The organism is Rhodococcus sp. AQ5-07 (assembly GCF_009707305.1).
Classification (GTDB): Bacteria; Actinomycetota; Actinomycetes; order Mycobacteriales; family Mycobacteriaceae; genus Rhodococcus_F; species Rhodococcus_F erythropolis.
On the sequence record NZ_CP046099.1, the window covers coordinates 2,977,544 to 2,995,598 of the forward strand.

General features: G+C 63.5%; 18 protein-coding genes. 11 read left to right on the forward strand and 7 right to left on the reverse strand.

The genetic code is table 11. The features are described from left to right. The first annotated feature begins 28 nt into the window (after nt 1–28). A complete protein-coding gene (locus tag GJB56_RS13620; protein ID WP_113683166.1) occupies nt 29–985 on the forward strand; it encodes a DUF6542 domain-containing protein in 957 nt (318 codons plus the stop codon). A gap of 67 nt (nt 986–1,052) precedes the next feature. Here the strand turns inward: GJB56_RS13620 and GJB56_RS13625 are convergent, their stop codons facing one another. After that, nucleotides 1,053–2,066: a 4-hydroxy-3-methylbut-2-enyl diphosphate reductase gene (locus GJB56_RS13625; protein WP_003945273.1), complete on the reverse strand. Its 1,014-nt coding sequence runs from the start codon at nt 2,064–2,066 to the stop codon at nt 1,053–1,055. A 153-nt stretch (nt 2,067–2,219) separates the two neighbouring features. Here GJB56_RS13625 and GJB56_RS13630 point away from each other — a divergent pair, with 153 nt between their 5' ends. The 3 genes from GJB56_RS13630 to GJB56_RS13640 are packed head-to-tail and all read left to right on the forward strand — an operon-like array spanning nt 2,220 to nt 4,296. Beyond that, nucleotides 2,220–2,819 (forward strand): lipid droplet-associated protein, encoded by a 600-nt coding sequence (locus GJB56_RS13630; protein ID WP_113683167.1) that lies wholly within the window; start codon nt 2,220–2,222, stop codon nt 2,817–2,819. Continuing rightward, complete coding sequence (xseA, locus tag GJB56_RS13635; protein ID WP_113683168.1) at nt 2,816–4,081, forward strand: exodeoxyribonuclease VII large subunit; 1,266 nt, start codon at nt 2,816–2,818, stop codon at nt 4,079–4,081. Before GJB56_RS13630 ends, xseA begins: the two co-directional genes overlap by 4 nt. Continuing rightward, nucleotides 4,078–4,296: an exodeoxyribonuclease VII small subunit gene (locus tag GJB56_RS13640; RefSeq protein ID WP_003945276.1), complete on the forward strand. Its 219-nt coding sequence runs from the start codon at nt 4,078–4,080 to the stop codon at nt 4,294–4,296. Before xseA ends, GJB56_RS13640 begins: the two co-directional genes overlap by 4 nt. A gap of 21 nt (nt 4,297–4,317) precedes the next feature. On the opposite strand, the gene GJB56_RS13645 is transcribed toward GJB56_RS13640, so the two are convergent. Further along, complete coding sequence (locus GJB56_RS13645) at nt 4,318–4,887, reverse strand: DUF4245 domain-containing protein (RefSeq protein ID WP_113683169.1); 570 nt, start codon at nt 4,885–4,887, stop codon at nt 4,318–4,320. A gap of 180 nt (nt 4,888–5,067) precedes the next feature. On the opposite strand from GJB56_RS13645, the gene glpX reads away from it, so the two are divergent. Continuing rightward, nucleotides 5,068–6,102, forward strand: a complete 1,035-nt coding sequence (glpX, locus tag GJB56_RS13650) for a class II fructose-bisphosphatase (protein ID WP_019744581.1) — start codon at nt 5,068–5,070, stop codon at nt 6,100–6,102. A 101-nt stretch (nt 6,103–6,203) separates the two neighbouring features. After that, nucleotides 6,204–7,607: a class II fumarate hydratase gene (locus GJB56_RS13655; protein ID WP_019744582.1), complete on the forward strand. Its 1,404-nt coding sequence runs from the start codon at nt 6,204–6,206 to the stop codon at nt 7,605–7,607. A gap of 49 nt (nt 7,608–7,656) precedes the next feature. Here GJB56_RS13655 and GJB56_RS13660 read toward each other — a convergent pair whose 3' ends face one another. Together GJB56_RS13660 and GJB56_RS13665 are read right to left on the reverse strand one after the other, a co-directional pair. Then, entirely contained in the window at nt 7,657–8,328 is a 672-nt protein-coding gene (locus GJB56_RS13660) for an NADPH-dependent F420 reductase (RefSeq protein ID WP_230091191.1), read from the reverse strand. Nucleotides 8,329–8,435: 107 nt separating this feature from the next. Beyond that, nucleotides 8,436–8,891: a nitroreductase family deazaflavin-dependent oxidoreductase gene (locus tag GJB56_RS13665; RefSeq protein WP_020908518.1), complete on the reverse strand. Its 456-nt coding sequence runs from the start codon at nt 8,889–8,891 to the stop codon at nt 8,436–8,438. A 340-nt stretch (nt 8,892–9,231) separates the two neighbouring features. On the opposite strand from GJB56_RS13665, the gene GJB56_RS13670 reads away from it, so the two are divergent. The 5 genes from GJB56_RS13670 to GJB56_RS13690 all read left to right on the forward strand — a co-directional run bounded on the left by GJB56_RS13670 (nt 9,232) and on the right by GJB56_RS13690 (nt 14,056). Beyond that, nucleotides 9,232–9,798, forward strand: a complete 567-nt coding sequence (locus GJB56_RS13670) for a TetR/AcrR family transcriptional regulator (protein ID WP_003945239.1) — start codon at nt 9,232–9,234, stop codon at nt 9,796–9,798. 97 nt (nt 9,799–9,895) lie between these two features. Then, on the forward strand, nt 9,896–11,467 hold the full coding sequence (locus GJB56_RS13675) for an MFS transporter (protein ID WP_113683171.1): 1,572 nt from the start codon (nt 9,896–9,898) through the stop codon (nt 11,465–11,467). Between the two features lie 97 nt (nt 11,468–11,564). Further along, a complete protein-coding gene (locus GJB56_RS13680; protein ID WP_113683172.1) occupies nt 11,565–13,178 on the forward strand; it encodes a serine hydrolase in 1,614 nt (537 codons plus the stop codon). A gap of 17 nt (nt 13,179–13,195) precedes the next feature. After that, nucleotides 13,196–13,621: a limonene-1,2-epoxide hydrolase family protein gene (locus GJB56_RS13685; protein WP_019744587.1), complete on the forward strand. Its 426-nt coding sequence runs from the start codon at nt 13,196–13,198 to the stop codon at nt 13,619–13,621. A 30-nt stretch (nt 13,622–13,651) separates the two neighbouring features. Further along, entirely contained in the window at nt 13,652–14,056 is a 405-nt protein-coding gene (locus tag GJB56_RS13690; RefSeq protein ID WP_019744588.1) for a carboxymuconolactone decarboxylase family protein, read from the forward strand. Between the two features lie 60 nt (nt 14,057–14,116). Here the strand turns inward: GJB56_RS13690 and GJB56_RS13695 are convergent, their stop codons facing one another. The 3 genes from GJB56_RS13695 to GJB56_RS13705 form a co-directional block, all read right to left on the reverse strand. Then, the gene (locus tag GJB56_RS13695) at nt 14,117–15,484 is read right to left on the reverse strand and encodes a PhoH family protein (RefSeq protein ID WP_003945274.1); all 1,368 of its coding nucleotides are present in this window, start codon (nt 15,482–15,484) and stop codon (nt 14,117–14,119) included. A gap of 275 nt (nt 15,485–15,759) precedes the next feature. Continuing rightward, nucleotides 15,760–16,476 carry a helix-turn-helix transcriptional regulator gene (locus tag GJB56_RS13700; protein WP_113683173.1) on the reverse strand — a complete coding sequence of 239 codons (717 nt, stop codon included), beginning with the start codon at nt 16,474–16,476 and terminating at the stop codon, nt 15,760–15,762. A 26-nt stretch (nt 16,477–16,502) separates the two neighbouring features. Further along, nucleotides 16,503–17,936 carry an amidase gene (locus GJB56_RS13705; protein ID WP_019744590.1) on the reverse strand — a complete coding sequence of 478 codons (1,434 nt, stop codon included), beginning with the start codon at nt 17,934–17,936 and terminating at the stop codon, nt 16,503–16,505. Nucleotides 17,937–18,055 lie beyond the last annotated feature (119 nt).

Here is an 18,055-nt window from a genome sequence, read left to right on the forward strand (position 1 = left end):
ACAACGCAAGAACCGCTAATGTCGTTATGTGTCTGCAACCCAACGTGCTCGCTCCGGGGTACCGCTGGACAAGCGATCGCTCATCGTGACCGTCCCCGGCCTGCCCTGGTGGGGAGTGATCCTGCTTGCTGCCGGTGTCACCGCCGTCGGCGTACTGATCGATGCAACCGGAGGCGGCGGCGAGCTCACCGCGGTGTTCTCGACGTTCTACTTCCTGGGCTGTCTCTTCGCTGTGGTTGCCGCTTCGAACAAGGCTCTTTTCACCGCGATGGCCCAACCTCCGTTGCTGCTCTTCGCTGCGGTGCCGATCGGGCACACGCTCATCGGCAAGGACAACAGCACCGCACTGCGCGACATCGCGATCAACATCGCGTACCCGTTGGTCAACCGCTTTCCGATCATGTTGGCCGCAACCGTCGTCGTGCTGATAATCGGCGGTTTCCGGTACTTCCTGCTCAATCAGCGTCCCACCGGGCCTGCGCGCTCGACCCGCTCCCGCCGCTCGGCGACCGCCACTCGAGAATCCTCTGCGGCTGCCACGCGAGAACAATCCGCGCCCGAGACCGGGCGTCGCCGCAGAGTCTCGGACGCGCCCGTCCCCGGGCCCCCGCGTCGCCGCGCCCCCGAGGTGGACGAACAGCCCGCTTACCGAAGCGCTCCCAGGCGCGAACCGATCGAAGACGATCGCCCGCTGCCGCCCCGGAGAAGCCCACTGCCACCCAGGGTCGATCGCACGCACCAACCGCCTACGCGTCGCCCTCAGCCGGACAGTAGACCGACAGCAGACGACGACTACCCGTCGTACGGTCGCCGCCGTGCGCCCGAGCCCACTCCGTCGCCCAGGCGTGAGGAGCGGATGGAGCCCTTCTTCGCTTCGGGTGACGACGTATCACCGCCGCTGCCCCCTCGGCGCCGCCCACCCGGAGTCGATCTTCCGGCGTATCCGCCGCCGCGAGTTCGGTACCGCGATCGCGAAGAGCCCTGACAGACGAGCCCAGTAGCAAAAAATGCGGGGCACCTTCCATCTGGAAGGTGCCCCGCATTTTCTTGTTCTAGGACGTGCGCGCTGCTCGCAATTCACGGGGAAGAGCGAACACCAAGGTCTCGTTGGCTGTGGTGACGGGCTGAACGTCGTTGTATCCGTGCTCGGCAAGAAGTTCGATCACGCCGCGCACGAGCACCTCGGGTACTGATGCACCCGACGTGATGCCGACGGTCTGGACACCCTCGAGCCACGCGAGATCGACCTCACGGGCGTAGTCGACCAGGTACGACGCGGCAGCGCCCGCCCCGAGTGCGACCTCGACGAGGCGAACCGAGTTGGACGAGTTCCGCGAACCCACCACGATCACGAGATCGCACTCGGGGGCCATCGCCTTGACCGCGACCTGACGGTTCTGCGTGGCGTAGCAGATGTCGTCGGACGGCGGGTCCTGCAGATTGGGGAAACGCTCACGCAGGCGCGCGACAGTCTGCATCGTCTCGTCGACGCTCAGTGTGGTCTGGGAAAGCCAGATGACCTTCGACTCGTCACGAACCGTGACCGCGTCGACCGAATCCGGGCCGTCGACGATGGTGACGTGATCGGGAGCCTCACCTGCGGTGCCCTCGACCTCCTCGTGGCCTTCGTGGCCGATGAGGAGAATGTCGTAATCGTCGCGAGCGAATCGCTTTGCTTCCTGGTGCACCTTCGTGACCAGGGGGCACGTAGCGTCGATCGTGCGCAGGTTCCGCTCGGCGGCCGAGTCGTGGACGGCCGGAGACACACCGTGCGCCGAGAACACGAGGAGTGATCCTTCCGGAACCTCGTCGGTTTCGTCGACGAAGATCACGCCTTGATCTTCGAGCGTCTCGACGACGTGGCGATTGTGGACGATCTCCTTACGCACGTAGATGGGTGCGCCGTGCTTCTCGAGCGCCTTCTCGACGGTCTCGACCGCGCGGTCGACGCCGGCGCAGTAGCCGCGAGGCTCGGCGAGGAGCACGCGCTTGGCGCTGCCCTTGCGGGTGGACGGCGAATCAGCCGAGTGCGCGATACCGAGATTGAGAGGAACAGCCGAAGACATGTGACCAGCCTACTGGCACCTCGAACGTGAGACACTCCGGCAAACGTGAACACCTCGGTTTCGGGCTCCGATCGAAGGTTCCGAAGTAAACGAGTACGGCCGTCACAGGCAAGTCGGCTACCGATTGTCGGAGCTTTGCGGCAAGCTGTGGGAATGATCCGACCACCGTTCGTGGCGCGCGTTGCCGCGGGACTCGCCGTCACCGCGATGGAAGAGGCAAAGAAGTTGCCCACCACCGCTGTCGCCCTGCCGATGACCGCCGTGAGCCAGATGCTGCAGACAAGCATGCGCGTGCAGCAGTCGATCACCTCGTTGGCGATCAAGGGCGATCAGGCATTTGCACTGATCAACTGGTCTTCCGAGGACGAACAGCCCGAGTGGGCGGTCTTCGACGAAGACGCCGACGCTCCCGCGGACTCGGCGTCTTCCACCGGGTCGACCACCGCTGACACCCCGACCAATGCCGGACGCTTCGCGCTCTACTCGCTCGAGCCGACTGCCCCCATCGAGGAGCCCGCACCCGGCGCCGAGTCCGAATCCGCGGCAGCTACGACGGACGGACCTGCCGAAGAGCCCGAGATCGTCACCGAACTCGACTACCCCAACCTCACACTCGCACAGCTCCGTGCGCGCATCCGGACGCTCAGCATCGACGAGCTGACCGCCGTCCTGGACTACGAGAATGCGACGCTCGCCCGCGCACCGTTCCAGACCATGCTCACCAACCGCATCACCACAGCCAAGGCAAAGTGACTTCCGCAACGCCCCCCGCTTCATCGCAGCGATCGTCCGGCGCCAGCAGCGCTGAACAGCCGTGGCCGGTCCGCACGGTTTCCGCCAAGGTCGCCGGCTGGATCGATCGACTCGGCAGCATCTGGGTCGAAGGTCAGATCACCCAGATCAATGCACGCCCCGGTACCCGAACGGCCTTTCTCGTTCTGCGTGATCCGTCGGCAGACATGTCGCTGTCGATCACATGCTCACCACAGTTGTTGCACAACTCTCCGGTGCCGTTGACCGAGGGCTCGCGTGTCGTGATGTTCGGCAAGCTCTCGTTCTACACCGGACGCGGAACGGTGTCGTTGCGTGTCACCGAGATTCGCGCCGTGGGTATCGGTGAGCTGCTGGCCCGCATCGAGAGACTGCGCGCCTTGCTCGCCGCGGAGGGCTTGTTCGATCCGAGACTCAAACGGCCTCTTCCGTTTCTGCCCGGCACGATCGGCCTGATCACGGGCCGAGCCAGCGCGGCCGAAAAGGATGTCGTCTCGGTCGCCCACCGTCGTTGGCCCGCAGTGGCTATCGCGGTGCGTAACACCGCGGTGCAGGGCCCGACTGCTGTTCCCCAGATCATCGAAGCGCTGAAGGAACTCGACGCCAACCCGGTAGTCGACGTCATCATCCTCGCTCGCGGCGGCGGTAGCGTCGAGGATCTCCTGCCGTTCTCCGACGAGGCGCTGTGCCGCGCCATCGTGGCCTGCACGACGCCGATCGTCAGTGCCATCGGCCACGAGCCGGACAGCCCGCTCAGTGACCACGTCGCCGACCTGCGCGCAGCCACACCCACCGACGCGGCCAAGCGCGTCGTACCCGATGCGGTTGCGGAAGCTGCTCTGGTTGCCGATCTTCGTGACCGCAGCGCTGCGGCACTGCGCAGCTGGGTCAAGCGTGAGTCTCACCTGATCGAACAGTTGCGCACTCGACCGGTCATGGCATCACCACTGCTCGCGGTGGGCCGTCGCGCCGAAGAGGTCGAAAGGCTCCAGGCCGCCGGGCGACGCGATGTGACTCGGTTGATCGACTCCGAGTCCCGAACGATCGAGCATCTGCGCGCCCGGCTCACCACTCTCGGCCCCGCCGCGACGCTGGCCCGCGGGTACGCAGTCGTGCAACGTGTTGTCGCCGACGGCGATCCGGAGGTTCTGCGCTCGGTCGAGGACGCGCCACCCGGAACCCAGATTCGAGTTCGACTTGCAGACGGCGCCGTTCGCGCCGCAGTGATGGGAAGAGAAAAATGAGCAACGCCACCGACACCGACATCAACGAACTCGGCTACGAAGCAGCCCGCGACGAATTGGTGAGCGTCGTGAAGATTCTCGAACAGGGCGGCCTGGACCTCGACGCGTCACTCTCACTGTGGGAGCGAGGCGAAGCGTTGGCCAAGCGCTGTGAAGAGCATTTGGCCGGCGCCAGGGCTCGCGTCGAAAAGGCTCTGGCCGAAGCGGACGAGTAACGTCCGCTCCGACCGGAAATCCTATGGCGTGATCGGCTGCGCTGCGCCGACCTTCTCGGCAAGAATCCGGAACTCTTCCGGCGTCGCCGCGCCCGTGAGCAACAGGCGAACATCCCCGACGTCCGTGACCCAGATCGACTCGACACCTTCGCCGCCGAAGACGTTCCACGTGTCGGCACTGACGGTCTCGACTCCGGTCGCGAATCGCTGTCCACCGGCAACGTGTGACACCAACGGGAATTCCTCGGCGTTGCTCTGTGTCAGCTGAATGTAGCGACCGCTGGTCGTGATGAATCCCACAGTGCTCGAATCTCCACCACCGTCGCCGGAGATGATTTTGCGACTGCCGGAGTTCGGGGTCCACCCGTCCGGAACACCGGGATTACGGATCGGAAATCCGAGTTCCTTCGCGTCGTAGTTCAGAGCTGCGTCCACGTCGACGCTCGGGATAGGCCCCTGCGTCGGGCCGCCAGGACTGAACGTGCACTGGCTGGCGATGCCCGCAATGATGATGCAGAACAGCACCAACGGTACGAGAGACCAGACCATGTCTTTGTTGTCTTCGAGAATGCGGGGTTTCTTCGATGCCACACCCCCAGTATCCAGGTACTGCGCAGTAGATACGATTCCCGGTCCCCTTCGAGCGAGACAAAACGTCGCAGCGGCGACCCGACAGCGCACGTAGCCGCTCCCATCTGGGACAATGACGCCTGAAGAAACCACTGCGTCGACACACCCCGTCGACCGCGACCGCGCCAGGAGGCACCGCACATGACGGCCAGCAGCACTCATCGTGAGACCCCGGACCGTAACCTCGCACTCGAATTGGTCCGAGTCACCGAAGCCGGTGCTATGGCTGCCGGCCGCTGGGTAGGCCGCGGCGACAAGGAAGGCGGCGACGGAGCAGCCGTCGACGCTATGCGTCAGCTCGTCTCCTCCGTCTCGATGCGCGGCATCGTCGTCATCGGTGAGGGCGAGAAGGACGAAGCGCCGATGCTGTTCAACGGCGAAGAGGTCGGAAACGGCGACGGCCCCGACTGTGACTTCGCCGTCGACCCGGTCGACGGCACCACCTTGATGTCCAAGGGCATGCCCAACGCGATCTCCGTTCTGGCTGTTGCCGAGCGCGGCGCGATGTTCGATCCGTCGGCCGTTTTCTACATGGAGAAGATCGCTGTCGGACCGGATGCTGCAGATGTCATCGACATCAGCGCACCGATCGCCGAGAACATCAAGCGCGTCGCCAAGGTCAAGAAGGCGTCGGTCTCCGACATCACGATCTGCATCCTGGACCGCCCGCGTCACAACCAGCTGATCCAGGACGTGCGCGACACCGGCGCCCGTATCCGTCTGATCTCCGACGGTGACGTTGCCGGCGCCATCGCCGCAGCGCGTCCCGAGTCCGGCACCGACATGCTCGTCGGCATCGGCGGAACGCCTGAGGGCATCATCGCCGCAGCAGCCATGCGCTGCATGGGTGGATCGCTGCAGGGCAAGCTCGCACCCACCGACGACGAAGAGCGCCAGAAGGCCATCGACGCCGGTCATGATCTCGATCGGATCCTGACCACCGAAGATCTCGTCTCCGGCGAGAACGTATTCTTCTGCGCCACGGGCGTCACCGATGGTGACCTGCTGCGCGGTGTCCGCTACTACGGCGGCGGCGCCAGCACGCAGTCCATCGTGATGCGTAGCAAGTCCGGCACCGTTCGCATGATCGACGCGTACCACCGTCTCGAGAAGCTGCGTGAGTACAGTTCCGTCGACTTCGACGGCGAAGAGGGCGCGGTTCCCCCGACGTTCTGATCGGCTCCGCCCCGTGAGTGGTTAGGGAGTCCCTGCACTCCTTAACCGCTCACGGGGGACGTAGTCCCCTACCCGCCCTCCAAAAGTGGCAATGTGGAGCCATGACGGAGAGCAACGATCAACAGTTCCGAATCGAACACGACACCATGGGCGAAGTTCGGGTGCCCATCGACGCGCTGTGGCGGGCACAGACCCAGCGTGCAGTCGAGAACTTCCCGATCAGCGGGCGCCCACTCGAGCGCACCCAGATCCGCGCTATGGGCTTGCTGAAAGCAGCGTGTGCGCAGGTCAACAAGGACCTCGGACTGCTCGACGCGGACAAGGCCGACGCAATCATCGCCGCCGCGAACGAGATCGCCGAAGGCAAGCACGACGATCAGTTCCCCATCGACGTCTTCCAGACCGGCTCGGGAACCAGCTCGAACATGAACGCCAACGAGGTCATCGCGTCCATCGCGAAGGCCGCCGGCGTGGACGTACACCCCAATGATCACGTCAACATGTCGCAGTCCTCCAACGACACCTTCCCCACCGCCACGCATGTCGCAGCTACCGAAGCAGCGGTCACCGATCTTGTTCCGGCACTGGAACATCTGCATGCTGCGCTTGCCACGAAGGCGTCCGAGTGGAAGACCGTCGTCAAATCCGGACGCACCCACCTGATGGACGCTGTGCCGGTCACGCTCGGTCAGGAGTTCGGCGGTTACGCACGTCAGATCGAGGCCGGCATCGAGCGCGTCAACGCAACACTCCCCCGCCTCGGCGAGTTGCCGATCGGCGGAACAGCAGTCGGCACCGGTCTCAATGCTCCGGATGGATTCGGCCCCAAAGTTGTTGCCGAGCTGGTCAAGTCGACAGGCGTCGACGCACTGACTCCGGCGAAGAACAGCTTCGAAGCACAGGCCGCGCGTGACGGACTGGTCGAAGCATCGGGCGCGCTGCGGACCATCGCAGTCTCACTGACGAAAATTGCCAACGACATTCGGTGGATGGGATCGGGTCCGCTGACCGGACTCGGCGAGATCGCACTCCCCGATCTGCAGCCGGGTAGCTCGATCATGCCCGGCAAGGTGAACCCGGTCCTGCCCGAGGCAACCACTCAGGTTGCGGCTCAGGTGATCGGAAACGACGCCGCCATCGCGTGGGGCGGCGCTGCCGGAGCGTTCGAACTCAACGTCTACATCCCGGTCATGGCACGCAACCTGCTGGAGTCGTTCACCTTGCTGGCCAACGTCTCTCGACTGTTCGCCGACAAGTGTGTCAGCGGACTGGTCGCGCACGAGGAGCACCTCAAGACACTCGCCGAATCGTCACCGTCGATCGTGACGCCCCTCAACTCGGCGATCGGTTACGAGGAAGCCGCGGCCGTCGCGAAGCAGGCGCTCAAAGAGAAGAAGACGATCCGCCAGGTCGTCATCGAGCGCGGACTCGTCCCGGACAAGCTGAGCGAGGAAGAACTCGACAAGCGTCTCGACGTTCTGGCGATGGCGAAGGTCAAGGACTGAACAAACAACAGAGTGGCGGTTTCCACTTCGGAAACCGCCACTCTTTTCCCTACACCGTAGTGGTTGCGCGCCATTCGTCGGTGCGATCGGGGCTCGCCTCGGCCAATGCCTTCAACGTCGCTTCACGATCGAAGTCCTTGCCGTACACCGGAGTTCCCGGCTGCTGACGCCAGGAATCGTCGATCGTTCCCGCATCGACAGGATCGAAGCCCAACTGATTGATCAGATCGAACACGACCTGCTTGTTCGCGTCGTCGTCGCCGGCGATGGGTAGCGCAATGCGCCCCTCTGCACCCTCGGGAAGCCCCTTCTCGAGGAGATGCTTCCACCAGATTCCGTTGAACGCCTTGAATACCGGTACACCCAGGCTCTCCTGCACCCATCCGCTTTCGGTCTGTCCGTCCTCGATGGCCGAGATCAGACCGTCACGCTGTTGCGGGTAGTAGTTGTTGGTCTCGATGACCGGGGCACCGGCGACCGCACCGCTGAGGATCCCCGCCGGTAGATCGACCACGTTCTTCTGCGGAATGCTCACGATGACCAGCTCGGCGCCCTCGGCGGCCTCGGTGCTGCGGACTGCCTTCGCGCCCGTCTCCGCTTCCAGTTCCGCAAGGGTGTCCGGTGTCCGCGAATTCGAGACGCGCACGTCGTGACCGAGCGCAGCGAGCCTACGTGTGAGCGTGCCACCGATCTGACCGGCTCCGATGATTCCGATGCGCATGACCCTGCTCCTTCGTCGTGTGCAGTGGCGATCGCGCCACCGCTGCATTCGTCAACGACGAGAACGCACCGGGTCATTCCGTACCGACTACTTCAACTCCCGTTGATTCAATCGGTTGACGGATCGAGTTCGAGCCTGATGCGAACACTGACCGGATCGGTCTGCAATCCGCGAAAGGCAGAGGCCGTCAGCGCCGATCTGAACTTCCCCGACGTGAATGTCTTCACCCGCGCCGGGACGTCGTCGTCCGGCATGATCTGGGCCTGTCCGTCCACCCACTCGCCGCGGCGACGGATCCGAACCTTCGGCGTCGCAGAGATATTGGCGCCCCAACCCCTGTCGATGCCGTGCTGCGCGATGACCCACGCCTCGTCGCCGTCGTAGGTGATCGCAACGGGCACTCGGCGGGTCAGACCGGTTCGGCGTCCAACCGTCTCGATCTCGGTCATCAACGACGGCATCAAACCGATCCGATTCAATCCGGTGACCAGCGGATTGGCGAAATACTTCCCGACTGCGACTTCGATTCTTCGTTTTCGTGCAACTGACGTCGGTACCGGCATGCCGTTTCCTCTCCTCCGGAGCTGGCGCTCGAAGTAACAGCTCTATACCGCACGATATAACCACTGATCCGGGAGTTTTGCCACCATGAATATCGATCAATACCCACTACCTGCACACAACACTTGACTGTGTCTGTCGGTTACATCTAGTCTCAGATTCGTTCCTATACCGATCGACATACTGGGAGGCAGTGATGAACACACCTCGAGACACCTCGTTGCCATGACCGGCCCGCAGACGCGTTGTCCGATCGCCGCAGCGCGTCGCAAGTGGGGAGTACCAAGAGAATCAGCGGCACCAGATGAATCGAACAGCTCTGCGATTGCATACGATGGCGGGATGGCCGACTCCGATTCCCGCACTCTGATGCTGGTCGGCGCCATCAATGCCTTCCGTGAACACGGGATCGCGACGACCTCGCTCACCGAGATCGTCGAACGCTCGGGAGCTCCCCGCGGGTCGGTGTACCACTACTTTCCCGAAGGCAAAGGACAGCTGGCCGGCGAAGCAGTTGCCTACTTCGGCCGAGGCGTCAGCGCCGCCATCAGTTCGATGATCGCTCAGTCTTCCCCACCGGAGATCATCGACGCGGTTGTCACAATATTTCGAAACAGCTTGGTAGAGAGCGATTTCACCTCCTCCTGTCCGGTCGCCGCCGCGGCGGTGGAGGGCGCGTCGACGCCGGCGGCATTAACTGCTGCGGGCGAATCCTTCACCTCGTGGGAATCGCTTCTCACATCGTTCTTCTGGCAGCAGGGACAGCCGTCCGAGACTGCAGCACAGTGGGCAACCGTCGTGATCGCGTCGATCGAAGGCGCGACTCTGATGGCAAAAGCTCAGCACACCACCGCGCCTCTCGATCGGATCGGCGCGCACCTCAAGGCTCTGGTCTCGGCCCCGAGCTGACCAACCCCTCTACTTCCAACCGCTGCTGCCGTCCGCGCAGGAGCAGAGATGGCGTACAAACATGTCTCACACACTTGCACCGGCGCCCTCGGCGCCTATGATGACCAAGTCCCGTCGATTCACTGCGCTGATCTTCATCTGCCTCGCCGAACTCCTTGTCGTGCTGGACAACACAGTGGTCAACGTCGCACTGCCGACGATGAGCGTCGACCTGTTCGCCAGCGTCAGTGACCTGCAATGGATCGTCGACGCGTACACGTTGACCTTCGCCGGGTTCCTACTCACTTTCGGCCACCTGGGTGACCGCTTCGGACGCCGCCGAGTGATGATCATCGGTCTGATCGGCGTCGGCGCGATGTCGCTCGTCGGCGCTTTGGCTTCCAACCTCGAACAGGTGATCATGGCGCGCGCTGCCATGGGTGTCTTTGCCGCAGCAGTCTTTCCGGCAACTCTGGCCATGATCACGAATATCTTCACCGACGCCAGAGAACGCGCCATCGCCATCGCTGCCTGGACCGCAATGGCCGGCTTCGCGATTGCCATCGGCCCGACGGCAGGCGGTTGGCTTCTCGAGCACTTCTCCTGGCACTCGGTGTTCTGGATGAACGTTCCGGCTGCGTTGCTGGTCATCGTCGGTGTGCTGCTGGTTGTTCCGGAATCGAAGGCGCTTCACGTCGGCCGATTCGATTTCGTCGGAACAATCTTGTCGCTCCTCGGCATCGTCATTCTGGTGTGGACCATCATCGACGCGCCACATCGCGGATGGGTGTCGCCATTCAGCATCACGGGATACCTCTCTGCGACAGTGTTGTTGGCGGCATTCGTCGCATGGGAACTGCGCACCGATGCGCCGATCCTGAACATGAATCTCTTCCGAATCCGGCGGTTTTCATTCCCCGCCTTGGCTATTGCGGTCAGCTACTTCAGCATGTTCGGGTTCTTGTTCCTGATCACGCAGTACTTCCAGGGCGTTCGCGAATACTCGCCACTCGAATTCGGCATCCACTCTTTGCCTTTCGCCGCCGCTGTTGCGGTGGGCGCTCCCGTCGCCACCTTGGCGGCACAGAAACTCGGCACGACCGCAGTGATGGTGTTCGGCCTCCTCGTCCTCAGCGGCGGCATGTTCCTGGCCGGCCAGACGACCGTCGAGACGCCCTACCTCGGACCCGTCGTGATCTCGATGGTTCTCATGGGTCTGGGCCTCGCAATTGTCCAGGGACCGGCTACCGACTCCATCATGTCCTCGGTGCCCCTCGACGAAGCCGGCGCAGGCTCGGCAGTCAACGACACGACGCGTGAACTCGGTGGGACCCTGGGCGTCGCCGTCATCGGCTCGATCGTCGCCTCGTATTACACGTCCAAGGTGGCTCCGATCGTCGACGCCATTCCCGACGCCGTGATGTCGGCACAGGAGAAGGGCTTCGCTCGTGAGTCGGTGCTCAGCGTCATCGAGATCCGCTCGCGCGACATCAGTCCGCTCTTCGAGCAGCAGAAGGACAGTCTGATCTACACGATGAAGACCGCTTGCCTGGAAGGCTTCGCCATCGCGTCGTACTTCACGGTCGGCGCAGCACTGATCACCGCGCTGCTGGTCGCGTTGTTGCTCCCCTGGAAGCCGGTCACAGAAGGCTCCATTCTCGGCAGTCTGGCGACCAAGGCCCCGAAGTAGCTACAAGGTTTCCCGATTTGTCCGTATCTCAGCCCGCCGTTCCCCGATACTGGATTGACCGAGTGGTACCGACGACAGCCCTGCTAGGGAGAATCTCGTGTCCATCACCAGTAGAAACAGCTCACGACTGTCGGCTGCGGCGGTTCCGGTAGTACTGACGGTCGCCCTACTCGCCGGATGCTCGTCCGATTCAGACACCACCTCAGCGCCCGGACCGGTCGTCAGCGACGCCAGCCCCGGTCTCGACGCCGGGGTGCCGATCCCGGACGGGCAAATCGACGACGCGGTCGGAAAGCTCGACGGCCTCGCGAACGATCTCATGGCAAGTTCGGGCGTCCCCGGCATGGCTGTGGCCGTGGTGCACGGCGGTAAGACTGTGTATGCAAAGGGATTCGGGGTTCGCGAGTTGGGTAAGAGCGCCACCGTCGATGCCGACACCGTGTTCCAACTGGCATCGGTGTCGAAATCGGTAGGAGCCACGGTGGTCGCCCACGAAGTCGGAATCGGGACCGCCGACTGGGACACTCCGGTGATCTCGAAACTGCCGGGGTTTGCGCTTGCCGATCCGTGGGTGACCGACCACCTCACGATCTCCGATCTCTACACGCATCGGTCGGGATTACCGGACCACGCCGGCGACGGACTGGAGGACCTGGGCTACAACCGGGCCCAGGTGCTCGAGAAGCTACGCCAACTACCGCTCAATCCATTCCGAATCACATACGAGTACACGAACTTCGGCGTCACAGCCGGCGCTGAGGCCGTTGCAGCTGCAGCGGGCACCGATTGGGAAACGCTATCGCAGAACACAATCTACGGCCCGCTCGGTATGACATCGACGTCTTCGCGGTTCGCCGATTACCAGGCCCGAGAAAATCGAACAGTGGGCCACATCCTCGAAGACGGAAAGTACAAGGTAGGGCCGGTTCGGGACGCCGACGCCCAATCCCCCGCCGGTGGAGTCAGCTCCTCGGCGAACGACATGGCCAAGTGGTTGGACATGGTGCTGTCCGGCGGTCAGTATCAGGGGCAGCAGGTCGTTCAGACGGATGCGCTCGTGCCCGCAGTGAACCCGGAGATCGTCTCGCGCCACGCGCAGCAGATCGGGGAACGCTCCGGCTTCTACGGCTACGGGTTCAACGTTTCCGACAGCGCCGCTGGCCGTGTCACCGCCAGCCACTCCGGCGCTTTCCTGGTCGGAGCCGGGACAAATTTCGTGACGATTCCCTCCGCTGACGTCGGCATCGTCGTTCTGACCAACGGCACGCCCACCGGCGTCGCGGAGACCTTGACCGCCGAGTTCGCCGATCTGGTGCAGTTCGGGAAGATCACCCGCGAGTGGCGCCCGCTGTACGAAGCGGCGTTTGCCTCACAAGCCGATCCCGAGGGCGAACTTGCCGGGAAGACACCGCCGGCCACTCCCGCTCCTGCCCCACCGACAAACCAATTGACCGGCGACTACGGCAACCCGTACTGGGGTCCCGCACTCGTGACGCAGCAGAACGGTGCGCTGACCTTGACGATGGGTCCCGCAGCGGTGACGTATCCGCTGACCCACTGGGACGGAAACACCTTCACGTTCCCGCTCAGCGGCGAGAACGCACCGGCCGGGACGGTCTCGAAGGCCACCTTCGACGGAAACTCGCTAACCTTGGAGTACTTCGATCACGATCATCTCGGTACCTTCATCCGGGCAACACCGGCCGAATAATCAGCCAAGGACACCCCATGAGTAGTTCGACAGCCACGGTGAACGCAATGTTCGCGGCCCTCACCGATTTCGACGTGGACGCAGCAGCCGAATTGATGACAGACGACATCGTCTGGCAGAACGTCTCGCTCCCCACACTGCGAGGCAAGAAGACCGTCGTGCGAGCGCTTCGTCTGGTCACCAAGCCTTCACTGAAATTCGAGGCCGAGATGCACCACATCGTCGGTGACGAGTCCACGGTGCTCACCGAACGCACCGACATCCTGACCGTCGGGCCGCTGCGCATCGAATTCTGGGTGTGCGGAACTTTCGAACTGCGCGACGGCAAGGTCTCCGTCTGGCGTGACTACTTCAGTCTGCGAGACGTCGCGTGGGGTGTGGTGACCGCGGTCGGCCGTGCAGTCGTCGGGAGCGGGACACGAAGTAGGCTTGCTCCGGCCTGAAATCACCTGCCGAAAGCGAGCGAACCTGCCATGCCCGAGAACACCACGCCTGACTCCTTCGACGCCGGCTTGGCTGTGCGCACCGAAGTCATGGGGGCCGATTTTGTCGACGCCGCCTTCGAGCGCACCCGCGGCACCGACAGCGAAGAACTGCAGAACTTCGTGACGGCCAACGTCTGGGGTTCGGTATGGACGCGTCCCGGACTGGATCGCCGCAGCCGCAGTCTGATCAATCTGGGGATGCTGATCGCGCTGCGCGCGGAGAACGAACTCAAAGGCCACGTACGCGGAGCACTACGAAACGGCTTGACGCGCACCGAGATCGTCGAAACCGTGATCCACGCGAGCGCGTACTGCGGCGCGCCGGCGGGGCTGGCGGCAATGCGTGTGGTGCAGGAAGTTCTCGACAACGAACTCGGACCGCTGCAAAACTGAACTACTGAAAACCCAAGAATCTCCCCGTGCAGACCGAAGTCCGCACGGGGAGATCGCTTCTCAGGAAGTAGGGCCGAACTCCTCGAGCATGTCGGTCACCAACTCGGCGATCGGCGACCGCTCACTGCGTGTGAGTGTGATGTGCGCAAAAAGCGGGTGCCCCTTGAGCTTCTCGATGACGGCCGCAACTCCGTCGTGCCTGCCCACTCGCAGGTTGTCACGCTGCGCGACGTCGTGCGTGAGAACCACCCGCGAGCCGGTTCCCAGACGAGAAAGCACTGTCAGCAGAACATTTCGTTCGAGTGACTGCGCTTCGTCGACGATCACGAACGAATCGTGCAGCGACCGACCGCGAATGTGCGTCAGCGGCAACACTTCCAGCATTCCGCGGGCGAGAACCTCTTCGAGAACCTCCGGGGAAGCCAACCCGTCGAGAGTGTCGAAAACGGCCTGAGCCCACGGGCCCATCTTCTCGCTCTCACTACCGGGAAGGTAGCCGAGTTCTTGTCCGCCAACGGCATACAGCGGACGGAAGACGACAACCTTGCGCTGGGTGCGGCGCTCGAGAACGGCTTCCAAACCTGCCGTCAGAGCCAAGGCCGACTTACCGGTGCCTGCCTTGCCGCCGAGAGAGATGATGCCGATGCTCTCGTCCATGAGGAGATCGAGCGCAATGCGCTGCTCGGCCGAGCGGCCGTGCAGTCCGAACGCCTCACGCTCACCGCGCACCAACTGGATGCGCTTGTCGGGAGTCACCCGACCGAGGGCGCTCGACGAGCCACCGAGCAGACGAAGACCCGTGTGACACGGCAGATCTCGTGCTTCGTCAAGGTCCAGGAAACCCTCGTTGAACAGCTCGTCGATGTCCGTCGAGGCGACGTCCAGCTCGGTCATGCCCGTCCATCCCGATGGCACGACGTCGTGAGCGTGGTACTCGTCGGCAGGTAGTCCCACCGCGCCTGCCTTCACACGAAGCGGTATGTCCTTACTGACGAGGACTACGTCCTTGCCCTCCGCCGCAAGGTTCAGCGCGCACGCCAGAATCCTCGAATCGTTACTGTCCGTGCGGAATCCGACGGGTAGGACCGCAGGGTCGGTGTGATTGAGTTCGACCTGCAGTGTCCCGTTCTCGGTGCCGATCGGTACCGGACGGTCGAGGCGGCTGTATTCGATCCGGAGATCGTCGAGCATGCGGAGCGATTCTCGGGCGAACCATCCCAGTTCGTGGTGGTGTCGCTTGCCTTCGAGTTCGCTGATCACGACCAGTGGCAGTACCACGTGGTGTTCGGCGAATCGAGTGACAGCCCATGGATCGGACAGTAGTACCGAGGTATCCAAGACGTACGTGCGAAGTGCATCTCCCGAATGATTCCCGGCTGATAGATCAGCCCGGGCCGAGTGGGCAGAGACGGAGCGTGATGCAGTCACGTTGGGCTCCTAGGTCTGCGCGGCACCCGCGCAAACTCAGCTCGCTGGGCCGGACGGCTCTGGTGTCAGGTGACGCTGTGTCAGCTGAAACAAGGGCCGGGCGCCGGCCCTCTCGTACTGAGTGTTTCAGTCACGATCAGAACCTCCCGCACAAGTAACTTCTGGTTACTCGTTACTGCCGACGGTACTGCGGATCGGACACTCGCGCCACGGAACGAGCCGCACATCTGGTGAACGCCAGGTAACAAAATGCCACTCGTGTGATTCAGCGTCACTCAGGACTCGATCAGACCCCACTTCGCGGCGCGCACCGCTGCCTGAACCCGCGAATTGGTTCCGGTCTTGACGAAGATGTTCTCGAGGTGGGTGGCGACGGTGCGACGGCTGACGAACAACTCCTCGGCGATCTCGACATTGCCCGCGCCCCTGGCCACCAATTGCAGTACCTGGATCTCCCGTGGGCTCAGATGGACACGATCGAGCGCCACCTGGTCCCCCACGACGCGCGAGCAGGCCACGCTGGACGCCGCCACCACCTCGCGCACGCGATCGACGACGCCGGAATCCGCGAAGCTCATGTGCAGCAATCCGGTCACCTCACGGCCGGAGAACCCCAATGCGACCGACGCGCCCTCGGCGTACCCGGACGGCCGCAGAACATCGGTAACCATCTCGACCTGCTCGAATCGTGGCACGTCCTGCCAGAACACTGGCACGCCCGAAGCCTCGCGAATGATGCCGAAGAGATTGCGATCGGCGACGAAGTCGTCGAGCAGGAACTCGAGCACCCTGGCGTCGTATCCGGAACTCGCCAGAGCCCGATGCCGTCCGCTCGACGGGTCCCGGTACGTGACCGCCGCAGCCGAGTACGCGAGTCCACGTGCGCGGAGTTCTTCGGCGCACAGGCCGAGAATGCCGTATGCCCCGGCCGCCGGCGATCGCGGCGCGAACATGTCAGGTCCAGCGCCGCGATCAGGCAGTACAGACGTCATCACACCAATCTAGCCAATCGTGTGAGCTAGGCCACCACCAGTGAATCGGCCGGCTTCCTGTCCGCCCACGGACGCACCGCTTCGAAGTTCGCGGCAGTCCGCAGAACCAGTGCGTCCTGGCGGTGGCGTGCGGCGATCTGCAGCCCCACCGGTCGACCGTCGGCGGTGAATCCGGCGGGCACGGTGATCGCGGGGTTGTTGAGCATGTTGTACGGGTAGGTGAAGAGCCAATCGAGCAACTGCTCACGCAGCGACGCGCCTTCGAGCCACGACGGCGCGAACTGACTGAGCGGGAACGTGGCCGAAGCCAAGGTCGGCGAGACCAATACGTCGTAGTCGTTCATGAACGTGGTCCACGTGTCCCACATGACGCCGCGGAATGCGTCGGCCCGCCCGACGTCGACACCGGTGAGCCGCTCGGCCTCGTGCATGATCTCGATCAGGTTGTCGTCGACCTCGCCGCGCTGGTTCTCCCAGTCGAGCAAGTCGTATTCGGAAGCGAAACCGGGAACCCAGATGCCGTTCCACATCGACTCCGACGGATTTCCCCACTGCGGGGTCGCCTCGGTGATCTGGGCACCCAATTCCTCGAATGCCGCCAGCGCGTCGAGGCACACCGCCAGCACCTCCGGATCAACATGGCCGAGGCCGAGATTCGTCGACCACGCGACGCGAAGCCCCTTCACGTCACCCTTCGCCGCTTCGACGTACGAGGTCTCCGCACGCTCGATCGAGAGCGGATCCGCATTGTCCGGCCCGGCCATGATGTCGAGCATCAGCGCGTTGTCGGCGACGGTCCTGGTGATCGGACCGTGGTACGCCCAGTTGTAGAAGCGCCCGGCCAGGATGGTCTGAGGAATCACGCCGGTGGTCGGTTTGAGCCCGACGACCCCGCAGAGCGCCGACGGGATACGCACCGATCCGGCGCCGTCACTGCCCTCGGCAAGTGGCCCGAGGCCTGCAGCCACAGCGGCCGACGCGCCGCCACTGGACCCGCCCGCGCTGTTGCCGAGCTTCCACGGGTTGTGCGTCGGCCCGTACAGGTGGTTGTCCGTGCCACCGTAGTAACCGCTTTCGGGAGTGTTCGTCTTTCCCAGGAACAGTCCGCCGGCGCCGCGCAGCCTGTCCACGACGACGGCATTTCCCGTCGCGATGTTGTCGGCCATCGGCTTCATCCCGAACGTGGTCGGCAGCCCGTCGACTGCCGTCAGATCTTTGATCGTGAACGGAACGCCGTGCAGCGGGCCGAGTTTCTCGCCCGATTCCTGTTGCCGTGAGAGTTCGGCCGCGTCGCGCGTGACCTGCTCGCGATCGAATTGCACTATCGCGTTGATCGACGGATTGACTGCGTCGACGCGCTGGATCATCGCTTCGGCAATCTCGTTGGGCGAGAGACTGTTCGACGCGACCGACGCCGCCATCTCGGTAGCGGAGAGCCAATGCAGATTCTGTTCGGTCATGGGGTTTCCTTCGCCGGAGGGGTGATGCTCTCAGGCTAGGAAGCGCCGAACTCGGCCACCATCGGTCATGTGACCGATGCCACAATCCGCGACTGGCAAAAACCCGCGGCCCGGCCCCT